This window comes from Kitasatospora sp. NPDC004669, from assembly GCF_040609455.1.
In the GTDB taxonomy this organism is placed as follows: Bacteria; Actinomycetota; Actinomycetes; order Streptomycetales; family Streptomycetaceae; genus Kitasatospora.
On sequence record NZ_JBEXKB010000052.1, the window covers coordinates 56961 to 71148 of the forward strand.

At 71.4% G+C, this 14188-nt stretch carries 17 protein-coding genes; 10 read left to right on the plus strand and 7 right to left on the minus strand.

All coding sequences use genetic code 11. The features are described from left to right. Positions 1-47 precede the first annotated feature (47 nt). Both ABZW30_RS33355 and ABZW30_RS33360 read left to right on the plus strand, forming a co-directional pair. Positions 48-644, plus strand: coding sequence for a TetR/AcrR family transcriptional regulator (locus tag ABZW30_RS33355; protein WP_355674966.1), 597 nt, complete (start codon positions 48-50; stop codon positions 642-644). Between the two features lie 217 nt (positions 645-861). Next, the gene (locus ABZW30_RS33360) at positions 862-1317 is read left to right on the plus strand and encodes a helix-turn-helix transcriptional regulator (protein ID WP_355674967.1); all 456 of its coding nucleotides are present in this window, start codon (positions 862-864) and stop codon (positions 1315-1317) included. A gap of 249 nt (positions 1318-1566) precedes the next feature. On the opposite strand, the gene ABZW30_RS33365 is transcribed toward ABZW30_RS33360, so the two are convergent. The 3 genes from ABZW30_RS33365 to ABZW30_RS33375 all read right to left on the minus strand — a co-directional run bounded on the left by ABZW30_RS33365 (position 1567) and on the right by ABZW30_RS33375 (position 2919). Then, a complete protein-coding gene (locus ABZW30_RS33365; protein ID WP_355674968.1) occupies positions 1567-2370 on the minus strand; it encodes a hypothetical protein in 804 nt (267 codons plus the stop codon). Between the two features lie 152 nt (positions 2371-2522). Beyond that, positions 2523-2741, minus strand: a complete 219-nt coding sequence (locus ABZW30_RS33370) for a hypothetical protein (protein WP_355674969.1) — start codon at positions 2739-2741, stop codon at positions 2523-2525. 43 nt (positions 2742-2784) lie between these two features. Next, positions 2785-2919: a hypothetical protein gene (locus tag ABZW30_RS33375; protein ID WP_355674970.1), complete on the minus strand. Its 135-nt coding sequence runs from the start codon at positions 2917-2919 to the stop codon at positions 2785-2787. A 927-nt stretch (positions 2920-3846) separates the two neighbouring features. Between ABZW30_RS33375 and ABZW30_RS33380 the strand changes: the two genes are divergently transcribed. From ABZW30_RS33380 to ABZW30_RS33390, 3 genes are all read left to right on the plus strand, one after another. Further along, positions 3847-4275, plus strand: coding sequence for an XRE family transcriptional regulator (locus ABZW30_RS33380; protein WP_355674971.1), 429 nt, complete (start codon positions 3847-3849; stop codon positions 4273-4275). 187 nt (positions 4276-4462) lie between these two features. Next, positions 4463-4900, plus strand: coding sequence for a ParH-like protein (locus tag ABZW30_RS33385; RefSeq protein ID WP_355674972.1), 438 nt, complete (start codon positions 4463-4465; stop codon positions 4898-4900). Then, positions 4893-6167 (plus strand): MAB_1171c family putative transporter, encoded by a 1275-nt coding sequence (locus tag ABZW30_RS33390; protein WP_355674973.1) that lies wholly within the window; start codon positions 4893-4895, stop codon positions 6165-6167. Before ABZW30_RS33385 ends, ABZW30_RS33390 begins: the two co-directional genes overlap by 8 nt. A 22-nt stretch (positions 6168-6189) precedes the next feature. Here the strand turns inward: ABZW30_RS33390 and ABZW30_RS33395 are convergent, their stop codons facing one another. Both ABZW30_RS33395 and ABZW30_RS33400 read right to left on the minus strand, forming a co-directional pair. Continuing rightward, the gene (locus ABZW30_RS33395) at positions 6190-9135 is read right to left on the minus strand and encodes an AAA family ATPase (RefSeq protein WP_355674974.1); all 2946 of its coding nucleotides are present in this window, start codon (positions 9133-9135) and stop codon (positions 6190-6192) included. A gap of 230 nt (positions 9136-9365) precedes the next feature. Next, positions 9366-9953: a hypothetical protein gene (locus tag ABZW30_RS33400; RefSeq protein ID WP_355674975.1), complete on the minus strand. Its 588-nt coding sequence runs from the start codon at positions 9951-9953 to the stop codon at positions 9366-9368. Here ABZW30_RS33400 and ABZW30_RS33405 point away from each other — a divergent pair. The 4 genes from ABZW30_RS33405 to ABZW30_RS33420 all read left to right on the plus strand — a co-directional run bounded on the left by ABZW30_RS33405 (position 9943) and on the right by ABZW30_RS33420 (position 12491). After that, a complete protein-coding gene (locus ABZW30_RS33405) occupies positions 9943-10563 on the plus strand; it encodes a nitronate monooxygenase (protein WP_355674976.1) in 621 nt (206 codons plus the stop codon). The genes ABZW30_RS33400 and ABZW30_RS33405 overlap by 11 nt on opposite strands. A gap of 176 nt (positions 10564-10739) precedes the next feature. After that, positions 10740-10979 carry a hypothetical protein gene (locus ABZW30_RS33410; protein WP_355674977.1) on the plus strand — a complete coding sequence of 80 codons (240 nt, stop codon included), beginning with the start codon at positions 10740-10742 and terminating at the stop codon, positions 10977-10979. A gap of 177 nt (positions 10980-11156) precedes the next feature. After that, positions 11157-11777: a MarR family winged helix-turn-helix transcriptional regulator gene (locus ABZW30_RS33415; RefSeq protein WP_355674978.1), complete on the plus strand. Its 621-nt coding sequence runs from the start codon at positions 11157-11159 to the stop codon at positions 11775-11777. A gap of 126 nt (positions 11778-11903) precedes the next feature. Then, positions 11904-12491 (plus strand): protoglobin domain-containing protein, encoded by a 588-nt coding sequence (locus tag ABZW30_RS33420; protein WP_355674979.1) that lies wholly within the window; start codon positions 11904-11906, stop codon positions 12489-12491. A 240-nt stretch (positions 12492-12731) separates the two neighbouring features. On the opposite strand, the gene ABZW30_RS33425 is transcribed toward ABZW30_RS33420, so the two are convergent. After that, positions 12732-12998 carry a hypothetical protein gene (locus tag ABZW30_RS33425; RefSeq protein ID WP_355674980.1) on the minus strand — a complete coding sequence of 89 codons (267 nt, stop codon included), beginning with the start codon at positions 12996-12998 and terminating at the stop codon, positions 12732-12734. Then, a complete protein-coding gene (locus ABZW30_RS33430; RefSeq protein ID WP_355674981.1) occupies positions 12991-13461 on the minus strand; it encodes a hypothetical protein in 471 nt (156 codons plus the stop codon). Before ABZW30_RS33430 ends, ABZW30_RS33425 begins: the two co-directional genes overlap by 8 nt. A gap of 457 nt (positions 13462-13918) precedes the next feature. Between ABZW30_RS33430 and ABZW30_RS33435 the strand changes: the two genes are divergently transcribed. Then, positions 13919-14188 (plus strand): transposase (locus tag ABZW30_RS33435; RefSeq protein WP_355674982.1); only part of this gene is annotated, 270 nt, incomplete at its 3' end.

Sequence of the window (14188 nt, forward strand, 5' to 3'; positions counted from 1 at the left end):
TCCTCAAGAGCTCCAGAAGGCTCAGGACGAAGAAGGGACCGCCGACCATGCCCCGAGTGTCACGAGCCGAGGCCCAGCAGCACCGGCAGCAGGTGATCGACCACACCTCCCGGCTGATCCGCGAGAAGGGCGCCGACCAGGTCAGCGTCCCCCAGGCCATGGCCGCCGCCGGACTCACCCACGGCGGCTTCTACCGTCACTTCACCTCGAAGGACGACCTCATCGTCCAGGCCCTCCAGGCCGCCTTCACCGAGCGCCGCGAAGCCATGGACCGGCTAGCCGAGGCCGACTCATCCGACCGGGCCGCCCCCTCCGACCGGTCCGGCCGGGTCGAGTTCCTGGCGCGCTACCTCTCCGACCTCCACCGGGACAACCCCGGCGGCGGATGTGCCGCCGCAGCCCTGGCCGCCGACGCCATCCGCGCCGAACCCGGTGCCCCGATCCGCAAAGCCTTCACGGAGGGCCTGCGCGACCTCGTCGACGGCTTCCAGCAGCTCGGCGGCGACGCGGACGCCCGCGGCACCGCCCTCGCCGAACTGTCCACCCTCGTCGGCGCCATCCTGCTCGCCCGCGCCAGCGACGACCCGGACCTCTCCCACGAGATCCTCACCGCCGCCCGTCAACACCTGAACGCCCCGGCCTGATCCCGCGCCCCGAACCGATGCCATGGCCTTGCCCCCCAAAGGTCCCACGGTTCGCCGTTCAAGCTGCACCAGTCTGCGGCCTGACCGGGCCGTTGTCGTACTCTCTGCGGCGCGATCATCGCCATCCTGTCTTGACCGACGTCGAGTTGAGCTCGATCGCTGACGTCGACCACGTGATTGACCCGACCGGACCGAAGCGCCCAGTGGCGTTTCGACCATGTCTGATGATCTCCAGGTCGGCGCTCCGTGCACGCAGCAGAGGGCCCAGTTCGGGGCCGTGCTCAGGGAGGCGTATGCCCGGCTGTTCGGCGCTCCTGTCATGAAGACCGCGGGCGACGGCTCCCGGGCGTCCGCGATGTGGCAGCGGGGCCACCAGCTCGCGTCGAACGACGGCGTCGGCCTGCTGGTCGGCCTCGCCGAGGCCGGGTGCCCGGCCGTCCTCACGCGCGTGAGTGAACTCCCCGACCGGCTGGCGACCTTGACCACCCGGGAGCTGGAGATCGTGCAGCTGGTCACCGACGGGCTCACCAGTCGGGCGGCAGCCGCCAGGCTGTGCCTCAGCCCCCGCACCGTCGAGGACCAGTCGGCCAGGATCTACCAGACGGTCGGGGAATCGTCCCGGGCCGAGCTGGCAACGCCGGCGGCCCACAGCGGCGTCGGCGGCTGGGCCTGACCCGGGACGGGTATGGAGAGGGACGGTCACCGGGCGAGCCGCGCCCAGGGGTTGTCCTCACGGGTGAGCAGGCGTTCGGAGTCCAGTTGGAAGGACGAGGTGTCCCGCGCGATCTCCGCCGCGTCCGGTCCGTCCATACCCATCTGCTGGAACGCGCGTCCGAAGACGAAGTCGCCGTGGAACTCCGCCCAGGACGAGTGTTCGGCGCGCGCGTCAGGCCTGGGGCGATGGCGGGCGCGGCGATCGGGTTCAGCGCATCGTCGCCAGGGCCGCGGCCATGGCGCTGAGCACCTGGTCGTCGGCCGGCGCGGGGTCGATGGCGGGCGTGTCGCCCAGGGCTTGGACCAGGCTGATGACGTTGCCCGACTGGACGAAGTACTCGTGGGCGTCGGCGCCGACATCCGTGAACCTGATGTGCGGCTTGCCGTCCTTGTCCCGAGAGGTGGTGAGCCAGCTGACGCCCCCGGAGCCGGTGGCCGTCTTGACGACCGTGGTCGGGCCGGAGTCGTCGGACTCGCGGGCGGCGCAGGAGGAGTAGTCGTTCTCGATCTTGGTCAGCGCGGCCTTCGCGGTGGCCTCGTCCTTGAAGAAGAGCATCCACTGGAAGGCGCCGGCCCTGGGGTCGGTCTTGAGGTCGGTCTTGTACTGCCTGGTCTGGTAGGCCGAGACCTCCAGGGTGGCGGTCGGTTCCTTGCTGTTGTCGCTGCAGGCGTACATCCAGTTGAGGGCGGCGTCGGTGGACTTCGGGTCCTCGGTGTTCTCGGAGACCCACAGGTACGTGCCGTACAGCGGCAGACTCTTCGCGGGAAGCCAGCTGGACGCCTGGTAGCGGGTGGCATCCCCGTGCGCCGCGGCCTGCGCCGGTGCGGCCGAACCCGCCGAGCCGGGCGCGACCGCGGTGCTCGGCGGGGTTATGGCGGGCTTCGCAGTGTTGGCGGGCTTCGCGGTGTCGGCGGATCCACCGGAACACGCCGTTACGGTGGTCAGGCCGAGGCCGACGAGTCCGGCAAGGGTGGCGACCCTCGCCGAAACGGCGAACGTGGTTTTCTTCATGATTCCACTGCCTCAGGAGAGTTGATGGTGCGTCAGTGTCAGCGGAGAGCGGAGTGGACCTCGCCTCGACGCCGCAGAACCATGATCCCAGACCCCGCGCGCGGGGACATCGGTAGAATTACCTAACCTTCTCCGGAGGTGGCCGGACCGGCCTACTGGGGGCGCGCCTGGGTCCTCTTCACGTTGCCCTGGAAGTCCGCCGACAGGTAGGCGCTGCCGTAGGCGTCCTTGACGTAGACCAGCACGGCGGGCCCTGGGTTGAAGGTGTCGTACTGCACGATGACGTACTCGTCGGTCGGGTGGGCGATGCCGAGGGTGGTGTAGGCCTGCTGCAGCAGCCCGGGGAGCTTGTCCCAGTCGACGGCGTTCAAGGTCGACGGCCTTGTCCTCGATGGACATGGTGCCACCAGCAGGTCAGCGCGCCAGTAGGTCGCGCAGCGCCGTGGCGATGAACGTTGCGGCCTGCGGGTCGGAGCCGCCGCCGGCGAGGTGGCCCCAGACACCTGGGATGGCGCGGAGCTCGGCGTCCGGATGTGCTGGACGTTCCACTCCTCGTCCTCCGGGGGGGAGTAGAGGTCCTTCTGCGAGGGCAGTACCAGCGCCTTCGCCTTGATCGCGGCGAGTGCGGCGAGTGCGGCGACGGTGTCGCCGTCGAAGGGGTGTGGCCGATGTCGGCGTGCTGCCAGGTCCACATCATGGCGAGCAGGTCGTTGGCGTCCAGGTCGGCGAAGGTCCGCTCCCAGACCCCGCTCAGGAAGTCCCCGAGCGAGGCGAACCCCAGCTGCTCGTACACCCGGTCCCAGCAGAACGCCTGGGACAGTCCCCAGCCCGCGTACACCCGGGCGAACGCGCGGAGCCCGGCCCGTGGCGGATCCAGGTAGTCGCCGTCGGCGAAGGCGGAGTCGGCGGTGAGCGCAGCCCGGATCCCCTCCAGGAACACCTGGTTGTGCGGGCTGGTGTGGGAGGAGCCGCAGATCGGTGCGATCCGTGCTGCCCGGGCCCGTCACCGTGCCGGGCCCGCGGTCCACCGACCTGGTGGTGGAGTCGTTGAGGCTGCGGTTCTCGCGTTGGAGAGCACCTGCGGAGGCCGACCGGCGCGGGGTGACCTTGCTCAGTCCGGGATCCGACGGCTGGGAGCGGTGCTGCGAGGGTGGCCTCGTCTGCGCCAAAGAAGGGGATGCCCTTGCGGGGATCACGCACTGAGCCTTCGCCGTCTTCGAACGTGCTGCTCGGAGGCCTGGCGTGGCGGTTCTCCGGGGTGCTCGTGCTGGTCGTGGGCGGGAGCCTGCGGTCTTGATGGTCGTGGTGGACGAGGGTGAGGTGATCCGGGTGATGACCCGAACCCTGGACGGTCCGGGGTCGCGCCCGGCCCCACGCCCAGGCCGGCGGTGGCCTGGCGTCACCTAGGATGATCGCGACGAGAGGCTCGGTGCATCCGGGCGAACGGCGCGAGGTGTGATGTGAGGGAGGTCTGCGGTGCTTGATCCCGGCCCCGGCACGTCGACGCTCGCCGACAAGATCGACAGGTTGTTCCAGGTGGTTCGCCGTCCCAACCGCGAGCCGTACAGCAATGACGAGGTCGCCCGGGCGTGCCGTGAGGCCACAGGTGAGAGCTTCTCGGCGACGTACCTGTGGCAGCTGCGCACCGGTCGTCGCGACAACCCGACCAAGCGTCACCTGGAGGCGCTGGCGACGTTCTTCCAGGTGTCCCCGGTCTACTTCTTCGACGACGAGCGGAGTGCGCGGATCGCCGAGGAACTGGAGCTGCTCGGCGCCCTGCGCGATGCCGGTGTGCGCGATGTGGCCCTGCGTGCGGTGGCCCTGTCCGCCGATGGGCTCGGCACGATCAGCGACATGATCGAGGCGATCGCCCGGCGCGAGGCCAACGCCGGGCGGGCCGGCTGATTCCAGCCGGCCTGTCGTCCGGCCTAAGATCATTTCTTTTCGGCGCGCTGTCGAAGGGCTGGGGGGAAGCGTGAGGCAGGGGGACCACGAGGACGCGGAGCTGTGGCGGAGGTGCCGGGAGATCGCGGAAGCGCTGCCCCTTCCGAAGCCCTTCGAGATGCCGGCCCTCGCCGCGACACTGGCGCGAATGCGGGGCAGGCCGCTCGAGTTGGTGCCGCTGCCGGGGCGGAGCAGGGGCCCGTGCGGGATCCTGGCCAGCACCGACCGGGCCGACTACATCGGGTACCCCTCCGACACCAGCGTGCTGCACCAGCAGCACATCCTGCTCCATGAAGTCGGCCATCTGCTCTGCGGGCACACCGGCACGACCGCGCTCGGATCCGCCGCGTCCGAGGCGCTGATGCCCCATCTGTCGGGCGAGCTGATACGGCGCGTGCTCGGCCGCTCGGCCTACTCCGATCGTCAGGAGCGGGAAGCCGAGCTCATCGCCTCCCTCGTCCTGCAGCGCGCGAGGCACCGGGCCCGGACCCCGTCGACGGGCGTCGGCGATCCCGACGGTCGGGTGACCCGGCTGGGCTCCGTGTTCGGGCCCGCGCCGAGGCTCCGTGCGGCTGGTCATGAGTGACCGGCTGGCCGACGTGGCCGACTACCTCGCCTGTCTGATCACCCTCGGCGGAACGGCCGGAAAGGCCCTGTCCGACCGCGGTCGGCGGTCGGATCCGGCGCTCCGTTACGTCTACGCCTGCGGGCTGTGCCTGGGGCTGGGGCTGGTGGTCACGGCTCCGGCGACGTTCGCTGCGGCGAGCGGCCTCGGGTCCTGGCCCTGGTCCTGGTTCGGGTTCGGCTGCCTCAGGCTCGTCGGCGACGAGTTGGAACTCGTCGCCGTCGGCTTCCTGGCCATGCTGGCCTACTCGATCCAGCCACCGGACGGTGTCCGGGGCGGGGTCCGGGGCGGGCTTCGACGGCAGGCGGCCATCACGGCCGGGGCCTTCCTGCTGAGCGTCGTCGCGTACGCCGCCGCCGACCCCACCCAGGTGGGCGACCTCGTCATCGCGCACGGCCGGGGGCGGTTCGTCCTGGTTGCCTACATCGGGCTGCTCACGGTCCACCTGGTCTGGCGGCTGACCGTGTTCGGACTGCTGATCGGTCGCTCCGCCCGCCGTATGCCGCCGGGCGCCCTTCGCTCCGGACTGCGGCTGATGGCATCCGGCACCGTGATCGGGCTGCTCTGGACCACCAGCAACGTCAACGACATGCTGGACGTGCTGACCACCGGCGGTGAGATCGGCGCCGAGAGCGCGGTGTCCGCCGTGCCGGCGCTCGTCTGCGTCGTCCTGATGCTGGCGGGAGCGACTGCGCCCGCCTGGGCCGGCCGGCTGACGAGGTGGTCGCGACCGCTGCGCGCCCGGTACGCGTACCGCCGACTGGAACCGCTGTGGTCGGCGCTGCGGGAGACGGTACCGGCGGTGGAGTTGCTGCCGGACACCGCGCGGGTGGGGCGGCGCACGCCGCACGGTGCGCAGTTCGCGCTCTACCGCCGCATCATCGAGATTCGCGACGGCCAGCTCGCGCTCCGTCCGTACGTGCACCCGCAGGTGCCGTCGTGGGTCGCCGAGTTCGATCAGACCACCGGCGGCGCGCGCTCCCGCCGGCGGCATGAGGTTGCCGTGACGGTGGAGGCGGCCGGCATCGCCGCCGCCCTGGAGGCAGCCGAGGCCGGGCACCGCTACCCCGCCGGTCCGTCAGCCGGATACGTCCCGTCCGAGGGGCAGGTCGGCATCGATGAGGAGGTCGCCTGGCTGGTCAAGGTGGCGGATGCCTTCACCACGTCCCCGGCCGTGGCCGGCGTGCGCAGCCGGGTGCGCGACGAGCTGAACCGCGTCCCCGGCTGAGCCCGGACTGCTCCTCCCCGGCCTACCCCGGGCTGTGCAGCTCTCGTTCGACCAGGCGGGCCAGTGCGGCTCGTGACGGTACGTCCAGCTTGCGGTAGATCCGCTGCAGGTGCGTCTCCACGGTGCGAGTGCTCAGCACGAGCTGGTGGGCGACCTGGCGGCTGGTACCGCCGGCGCCGACCAGCTGGGCGACCTCGCGCTCGCGCTCGGTGAGCAGGCTCAGGGGCTGGTGCCGGCCCGACGCGGGAAGGGGGACCCTGGGCGCACGGGCCGTCAGCTTCTCCTGTTCCCGCAAGGCCTCCTCGGACAGCCGCAGGGCGCCGTAGTGACGGGCCAGTTGCAGGGCCGAGTCCAGCTGCGCCATGGCAGCCGCGGGGCCGTGGACCGCCGCTGTCGAAGCCGCGCCCAGCACGAGGGTCCAGATCTGCTGGATCGGCAGGCCGGCGCGCCGGAAGCCCTGCGCCGACTGCTCGAACAGGACAACGGCGGTGTCGTGCTCGTGCCCGGAGGCGTGGACGAGGGCCCGTGCCCGGTGGGCGTGCATGCGCTGGCCGGGCAGCCCCAACCTGTCGGCGGCCGAGTCGGCCTGCCGAGCCCAGCGTTCGGCGCCGGTCCGGTCTCCGCAGTGCACTGCCGCCATGGTCAGGACGCCCAGCCACTGGGGGAGCAGCGTGGGCTGGAGCAACGGCAAGCCGTCGCCCCCGCCGTCCTCCAGCAGGGTCCGCAGCGCCCCGGGGGCGTCACCGGTGATGAGTTGTGTCTGGGCAAGCGCGCCGGCCTTGGAGCCTGCCCACCAGCTGTCGCCGGGACGGGTGCTGTGGGTTCCGGCCTCGGCGAGCGCGACGACGGCAGCGGACTGCTGCGTGCCCTGTGCCCACGCGAGTGCCATCGCACGAAGGGCCATGGCGCGGCCGACCACGTCGTGGGCGCCGGCGACACGGGCCAGGCGTTCGGCTTCCAGCGCCGAAGCGACGGCCCGGTCGAGCCGGCCGGTCCAGGTGTCGAGGTTGCACTGCCCCAGCAGCAGGTGCGGCCGTATCTGCTGGGGGCTGCCGGCCTTGGTGACGGCCAGGCCCCGCCCGAAATGCCGGGAGGCGGCCGAGAAGCGCTCCAGGAACAGTTCGGACCAGCCGATCGCGGCCGGGAGTTCGGGGTTGCGGGCCAACACGGCATCCGGCAGGCTGTCCAGCTGCCTGGCGCAGTCGGTGACCACAGGCGCTGCGGCGGCCACGTCGCCGAGGTAGGTGTCGCCGAAAGCCACGAGTGCCTTGGCGGCCAGCGCCGACGCGTGGTCATCGACGCCGTTCGCGGCCTGCACCACACGCCCGACCAGCAGGTGCGACTGCTCGTACCTTCCCTCCAACAGCGAGGCCCGGCCGTATTCCAGGGCGAGTTCGGCAACGTGCGCGGGAGCCGGTTCGGGCAGCGGCCGGGGCACGTCACCCAGCGCCGCACGTACCAGGGCCTCCGCTTCCCGGTAGCGCCCGAGCTGCCGTTCGCAGGCGGCGGAGACGATGTACGCCTCGGCGCGGAGCTCCGGGTCGAGCTGCGCCGCGTTGCGCAGCACCTCCTGGGAAAGTGCCCGCGCGTCGGCGAGTTGACCGGTGGCGGCCAGCGCCCGGGCCCGGGCGAGCACCAGGGATTCCCGGGACAGTCCGAGCGCTTCGCCGCCGGGCAGGGATTCGAGCACCAGTCGCAGCCACCGCGCGGCCGTGGCCGGCGCGTCGTCGGCGACCTCCTGGGCGCCTTCCACCAGCAGCTCCAGCGCGGCGACGCCGTCCATGCCGATCACCTGCTCGGCATGCCGTGCGCGGGCGGCGGCCGTGGATTCGCGATCCTTGAGCAGGTCCAGCGCCCGGCGATGGGCCGACAACCGGATGACGGCATCCGCACGTTCATGGGCGACGTGCCGCAGCACCGAATGGCGGAAGGTGAACCGCACGCCTCCGGAGACGGGGCGGAGCACGTCGACGCGGGTCAGTTCGGCGAGTGCGGCGTAGATCCGGGCGTGATCGAGTCCCGAGACCGCCGCGAGATCCGCCGGATCGAACGCGGCGCCCAACACCGCAGCAGCGCCGACCGCTACCGCCGCCTCCGGCGTGAGCGCGTCCAACTCGGCGGCCAACGCGACCGCTTCGCGCAGCAGTCCGTCCCGGTTCGCTCCGGGACTCTCCGGCCAGTCGTCAGGACGCCAGTCGGCGGCGGCGAGGATGCGGACGTAGGCGGGGTTGCCGTCGGCGGCGGCGCACAGTCGGTCGCCGTCGCCGGGTGTGCCAGCGATGTCGGCGATGTCGGGGGCCGGCGTAGGACACCCGTCGTCGACGGCGTCGGGCGGGCCGTCGGCGAGCATCGGGCCCCGCTGGCCCAGGAGGGCAGTGACGGCCGCCGGGTCCAGCGCGGTCGGCTCGACCCGAACGACGGTGCCGGCCCGTACGCCGTGGCTCAGCTCCTCCAGCAGGGGCAGGGGAGTCTGGCGGGGTCGGTGCGCGACGGCGAGGAGCAACGGGCCTGGTACCGGAGTGCGGATGAGCTGGGAGGCGAGTTCGGCCGACTCCGGATCACAGAGATGGAGGTCGTCCAGCAGCAGCACGGCGCTGCCCTCCGTGGCGGCCCAGTCGGCCAGCAGCTCGCGGGCCACCCGGCCACGGCGGAAGTGGTCCTCGCCGGTCGGCCCGGTGTCGGCCGGGGAGCCCCAGAAGGAGCGGCAGCGGTAACGTTGCTCATCGACGGTCTCACGGGTGATCCGGTCGCCGTACGCGTCCACGAAGACTTGATACGGCACGGTCGGCCGTCGTACGGCGCGGGCCTGGGAGACCGGGATGCCACGCGCCCGGGCATAGTCGGCGACCACGCGTAGGAGCGCGCTCTTGCCCATGCCCGGGTCGCCCGCGATCTCGATCACGGCACCACGGCCGCTGCGCAGGCCGTCGACGGCAGCCTGAAGCCGGGTTATCTCGCCTTCGTGCACCAGTAGTTGTGTATCGTCAGGTGTTTGCCACCGTGACACGTATGCCACCCCCGTCCGCCGGCCCACCCCCGGCCTGCGGTCCATCAGCTGATATGAATGAACCTTGCATATTGATTCATATCTGCTGATCATTTGGCAAGCGTGGAGGCCCGGGGCGAGCCGGACGCTCCCTCAGGTGTGCGGGATGTCCCGGGTGTTGGGGTGCGGCTGGGCGAAGGGTTGTTGTCGGGCTACTGTGCGACGACCGTCGCGTCGCGGATGGTGCGAGACAGGTCGGCGGCCTGGGCCAGGGCGATCCGCGTGGGCGAACCGGGCGCGGAGGCGTTGACGAAGCTGACGACCGCGCCGGTGGAGTGGTCGGCCCAGATGCAGACCGGGAGGTCGGGCTCGCCCTGGGTGGTGAGGCCGCACTCCAGCCTCGCGCTCGGGTCCTTGGCGTCCCGGGCGTCGAAGGGGGTCGGTCGGCTCTGCCGGGTGACGTTTCCGCTGCTGGTGAGCTTGTCGCTGGCCTCCTCGATGAACGCGGCAGGGTCCACGATGCTTCCGAACGAGCCGCCGATTTCGACGGCGATATCGCCCTGTGCGTCCGGCCCCTTGGTGTACGTCGCGTACACGGTGCCATCGGCGATCGCGAGGTCGCCTGCGGGGGCGGGCTGATCGACGGTGCTGGTCTGCTGGACGTAGCCGCCGGGCAGGGTCTTGGGCGGGGCGAGCTTGAGCGTTCGCGCCGTGTTGCCGGCTGCCCCGCCGCCCGTCCCGGAGCCTGCCGTGGTGCCCGTTCCGGCGGTCGGGGCGCTCGCCTTGCCCGTGGGTGGCACGGGCGCGGCCGCGGATGTCGCCGGCGCCGCCGAGGCGGATGACGGGGCCGATCCGGCGCTCCCCGCGTCGTTCGGCCACGACTTCGAGCGGCAGGTGGACGCACTGCTGGAGGCCCGGCCGCCGGTCTTCAGCTTCGTCATGGGCATCTCGCCCGGGAACGTCCTGGCCGAGGCCCGGCAGCGCGGCATCGTCACCCTCGGGGCGGCGACGACCGTCGACGAAGCGGTCGCGCTCGACGAGGCGGGGGTCGATGCCGTCCAGATCGGCACCGGATTCCTCGTCACCGACGAATCCGGCGCGAGCCCCGCCCACAAGCAGGCCCTGCGCGGCCCGCAAGCCCGGGTCACCATGCTGACCAGCGCCTTCTCCGGCCGCCAGGCCCGGACCATCGCCAACCGGTTCGTGCGGGACCTGGCCCGGTACGAGGGCGACCTCCCGCCGTATCCGCTCCAGGGCGCACTCACCGAGCCCATCCGCCGTGCGGCCGTCGAACGGGGACTCCCCGACTGCCTCAACCTCTGGGTCGGGCAGGCCGCGCCGCTCACCCGACCACGTACGGCCCAGGGGTACCTCGCCGCCCTCGTCGAGGAAACCCGGCCCCGCGTGTAACGGCACCTGGCCACCGGGCGGCGGGTCGGCGAATTCCTGGCCAGCTTCGACGTCCCGGTCCTGGCGGTGACGACGGTGACGGTGCACGGCCGCGCCCGCGCCATCACCAGCGGTTGGGACGGAGTGCGGCTGTGGGACCTGACCACAGGACAAGAGGTCGGCGAACCCTTGACCGAATGGACCCCGGTGTCGGCGGTGGCGACGGCTGCCTGATGGCTTTCGTCGGCGACAACAACGGGACGGTGCGCGTGTGGGATCTGGCCGCCGGGAAGCAGACGGGCCGACCGCTGGTGTTCCCGCTGCCGGTTCACGCTCTGACCGTGACGTCGAGTGGTCGGCTGGTGGTGGGCTTCGGCCACGAGCTCGCGACACTGGCCCGCCGCGAGGACCCTGCGCCGTTCGGCCGCCAGGCGTGACGGGATGCCGAGGCATCGGTCCGGGCGTGACGGGAGGCGTCGCCATCCGTCCGGCGGCCCCGGGGTGAAGGTGGTGCGGGGCCGGCTCCCGCCTGGGTCCGGGTGGGCCGGTCGGTGCTGAATAGACTGGGTGGCCGTCGGGGCCCGTCCGTTGGGGCGCCGGTAGGAGGGGGCCTTGTGGCGGCCGAGAACGGCAGCGCGGAGCGGGGGTTCGACACTCTTGACGCTCGGTTGATCGACGCGGTGGAGCGGCTCGGGGACGCCGGGCGGGCGATGCTGCGCGACGCGGCCAAGCGAGAGGGGCTCTCCGTCACCCAGGCGCAGTTGCTGTTGCGGGTCACCACCCCGACCGCGGGACCGCAGAGCACCGGCAGTTTCGCGCGGTGGCTGGAGGTCTCCGCGCCGACCGTCAGCGACGCCGCCTCCGCCCTGGTCCGCAAGGGCCTGCTGGAGGCCGTACCGGACGTCACCGACACCCGGCGGTCGTCCTGGGTGCCGACGGGCCCGGGCCGGGAGGCCGCCGAACGGCTGCACGGTTGGCGGGATCCGCTCGTCGCCGGTCTGTCCGCCTGCTCGACGCAGGAGCGGGCCACCGCACTGCGGGTCCTGCTGGAGACCGTCGCCTCGCTGAACCGCACGGGGCGCATCACCGTCGCGCGCACCTGCCTGACCTGCCGTTTCCTGCGGGATGAGGACCCGGACGGGCGGGCGGGTGAGTGGTGCGGGCTGCTGAAGGCCCCGCTCGGCGCGGCCGACCTGCGTGTCGACTGCCCGGACTATCAGCCCGTGCCGCACTGACCTTTCGTCAAGTTCCGCTCGGAGGGCGCTGATCAGCCCTTGCGCGACACCCGGGTGAGTCGATAGCTTCGCAGTAGTTAGGACTCCTAATTCAGAGTCCGCGGACTCAAGGATTCGAGGACGGCCATGACGCCTGTGCCCATTCCCGGCTACCACTACGACGATCCCGGGCAGCCCGCCTCCCCGGTCACCGCCGACGACCTGGACGGCCTCGCCGCGGCGACCCTGTTCTCCAACGCGGACGTCGCGGCACTCAAACTCGCCGGCGAGGTCCTGGCCGACCAGACCGAGCGGATCCTGGACGTCTGGTACGGCTTCGTCGGCTCCCACCCCCACCTGCTCGCCTACTTCGCCACCCCCGAGGGTGCACCCATCGACGAGTACCTGGCCGCCGTGCGCCGCCGGTTCGGGCAGTGGATCGCCGACACCTGCACCCGCCCGTACGACGCCCGCTGGCTCGCCCAGCAGGAGGAGATCGCGCTGCGCCACACGACGGCGAAGAAGAACGTCACCGACGGCGCGCGGTCCGTCCCGCACGTGCCGCTGCGTTACCTGATCGCGTTCATCTACCCGATCACGGCGACCATGCGGCCGTTCCTCGCGGCCAAGAGGCACGCCGAGGAGGAGGTCGAGGCGATGCACCAGGCGTGGTTCAAGGCCGTCACGCTCCAGGTGTCGCTGTGGTCCCGCCCGTACGCCGGAGCGGCCTGGTAAACCGGGCGGGCCTGACGACCGGCTGGGCGGACCTGCGAGTGGAGGCGCACGGTCAACCCAGCCGGCGGATCACGAAACGCGAGCCGGCCCAAAAGGACCTCGGGGCCTTGCCGAGGGGGCGGCTGCGACCACCATGCCGCGCTCCGCCGGATCGGGGCATAGCAGGGCTCGGTTGGGCCCATGTCCGACGCTCCGTCAGCAGCGGGGTCCAACCGGTGCGGTGCAGTGATCGGTGCCCGCTCAGTCGTTGGAGCCCTTGCGGAATTGGTGGATCCCGATCAGCAGCATCATCGTCGCCACGAGTCCGAAGAGGATGGAGATCCAGGTGGGGCCGATGGCGTGGAGGAACCGCGTCGCGGCCCCGTACCTTCGGCCGCCGGTGCCGACCTGGTCGTCCCAGAGGGAGGTCTGGGCGGCCGCGGCGACGCCCGCGCACACGACGGCGTAGAAGATGAAGCTGAGCGGGTGGTCCTGGCTCTCCTTGGTCTCCTCGGGGGCTTCACGCATGGATGTCTCCGAGGCAGAGGATGTAGCCGTCGCCGGTGCGGGTGGTCTGCTCCCAGAAGGCGGCGGTGGTCGCTGGCCACGGGTCGCAGGCCGTTGAGGCGTTCGAGGGCTCGGTGCGGTGGTCCAGCTTGCCGAGCACGCGATAGGAGGCCTTCGAGTCCGCGCAGCTGACGACCTTGAAGTTCTGGGTCCCCTCCGCCTGGCCGCCGGTCTGTTGAACGCAGTCGCCCGGTGCGGCAGTTGATGCCGCGCCGGTCATGTGCTTCCAGATGTAGGCCCCGCCGGCAAGGACGCCGAGGACGATGAGAGTGACCACGACCCGCTTCAGCATGCTGCCGCCCGCTGCGAGCGCCGTGCCGACGAAGCCCGGTCTGGCGGGCTGGGGAGGTATCTGGGCCGGCGGCTGCTCATGGTCGAGCTGCTGCGACTGCCCCTGCGGCGAGCTGCCGGGGGGATGCATCATCGACGTGCCTTTCGGATGACAGGAAGCGTACGCAGGTGAATTCGCGCATAGCGAGGTGGGCCGAGCGGCCCGGTGTGTAAGTTGCGGGGCTGAACGCGGAGTTGACCTCGCCTCGACGCCGCACCGTAATGTTCCCGGACAGCGTGCGCGGGCGCATCGGTGGAACTACGTAACCGGATACTGACGGGTGCGCCGGTTCAGTCGCCGCGGGTGCATGTTCGTTACGTGGCCGTCGAGGTCCGCCGACAGATAGGCGCTGCCGTACGCGTCCTCGACGTACACGGGATCTGGCGCGAGTTCCGGATGTTGTTGGTGATCTTCACCGGCGAGGGTGAGATTGTCGTCGATCGGCGGCCGTTGACTATGCCCACCTGCTGTCCTGGCCTGGAGATTCGGGCTGGTCGAAGGGTGGACTGCGGTGGCGATGGGTTCCTGGTCCCGGCGGGAGATCCCGCCGTTGACCGCACGGATGGCCCGGGCGAGCAATCCGCGGGGCACGGCGGCGATGTGGGTGCGCGATCATCTGGACGGACTGTTCACGGACGACGATTTCGAGGAGTGGTATCCGACTGACGGGCGTCGTGGCCTGTCGCCGGCTCGGCTGGCACTTGTGTCGGTGCTGCAGTACTCGGAGAACCTCACCGACCGGCAGGCCGCCGAAGCCGTCCGGTGTCGTATGGACTGGAAATTACCGCCTGGGGCTGGAGTTGGACGATCCGGGCTTCGA

What these genes read in the sequence shown, in the direction of transcription:
- ABZW30_RS33385 (WP_355674972.1), top strand. Translation starts at nt 4,463, where the DNA reads ATGCGGGGCAGGCCGCTCGAGTTGGTGCCGCTGCCGGGGCGGAGCAGG.
- ABZW30_RS33420 (WP_355674979.1), top strand. Translation starts at nt 11,904, where the DNA reads ATGACGCCTGTGCCCATTCCCGGCTACCACTACGACGATCCCGGGCAG.
- ABZW30_RS33410 (WP_355674977.1), top strand. Translation starts at nt 10,740, where the DNA reads ATGGACCCCGGTGTCGGCGGTGGCGACGGCTGCCTGATGGCTTTCGTC.
- ABZW30_RS33425 (WP_355674980.1), bottom strand. Translation starts at nt 12,998, where the DNA reads ATGCGTGAAGCCCCCGAGGAGACCAAGGAGAGCCAGGACCACCCGCTC.
- ABZW30_RS33430 (WP_355674981.1), bottom strand. Translation starts at nt 13,461, where the DNA reads ATGATGCATCCCCCCGGCAGCTCGCCGCAGGGGCAGTCGCAGCAGCTC.
- ABZW30_RS33360 (WP_355674967.1), top strand. Translation starts at nt 862, where the DNA reads ATGTCTGATGATCTCCAGGTCGGCGCTCCGTGCACGCAGCAGAGGGCC.
- ABZW30_RS33365 (WP_355674968.1), bottom strand. Translation starts at nt 2,370, where the DNA reads ATGAAGAAAACCACGTTCGCCGTTTCGGCGAGGGTCGCCACCCTTGCC.
- ABZW30_RS33355 (WP_355674966.1), top strand. Translation starts at nt 48, where the DNA reads ATGCCCCGAGTGTCACGAGCCGAGGCCCAGCAGCACCGGCAGCAGGTG.
- ABZW30_RS33390 (WP_355674973.1), top strand. Translation starts at nt 4,893, where the DNA reads ATGAGTGACCGGCTGGCCGACGTGGCCGACTACCTCGCCTGTCTGATC.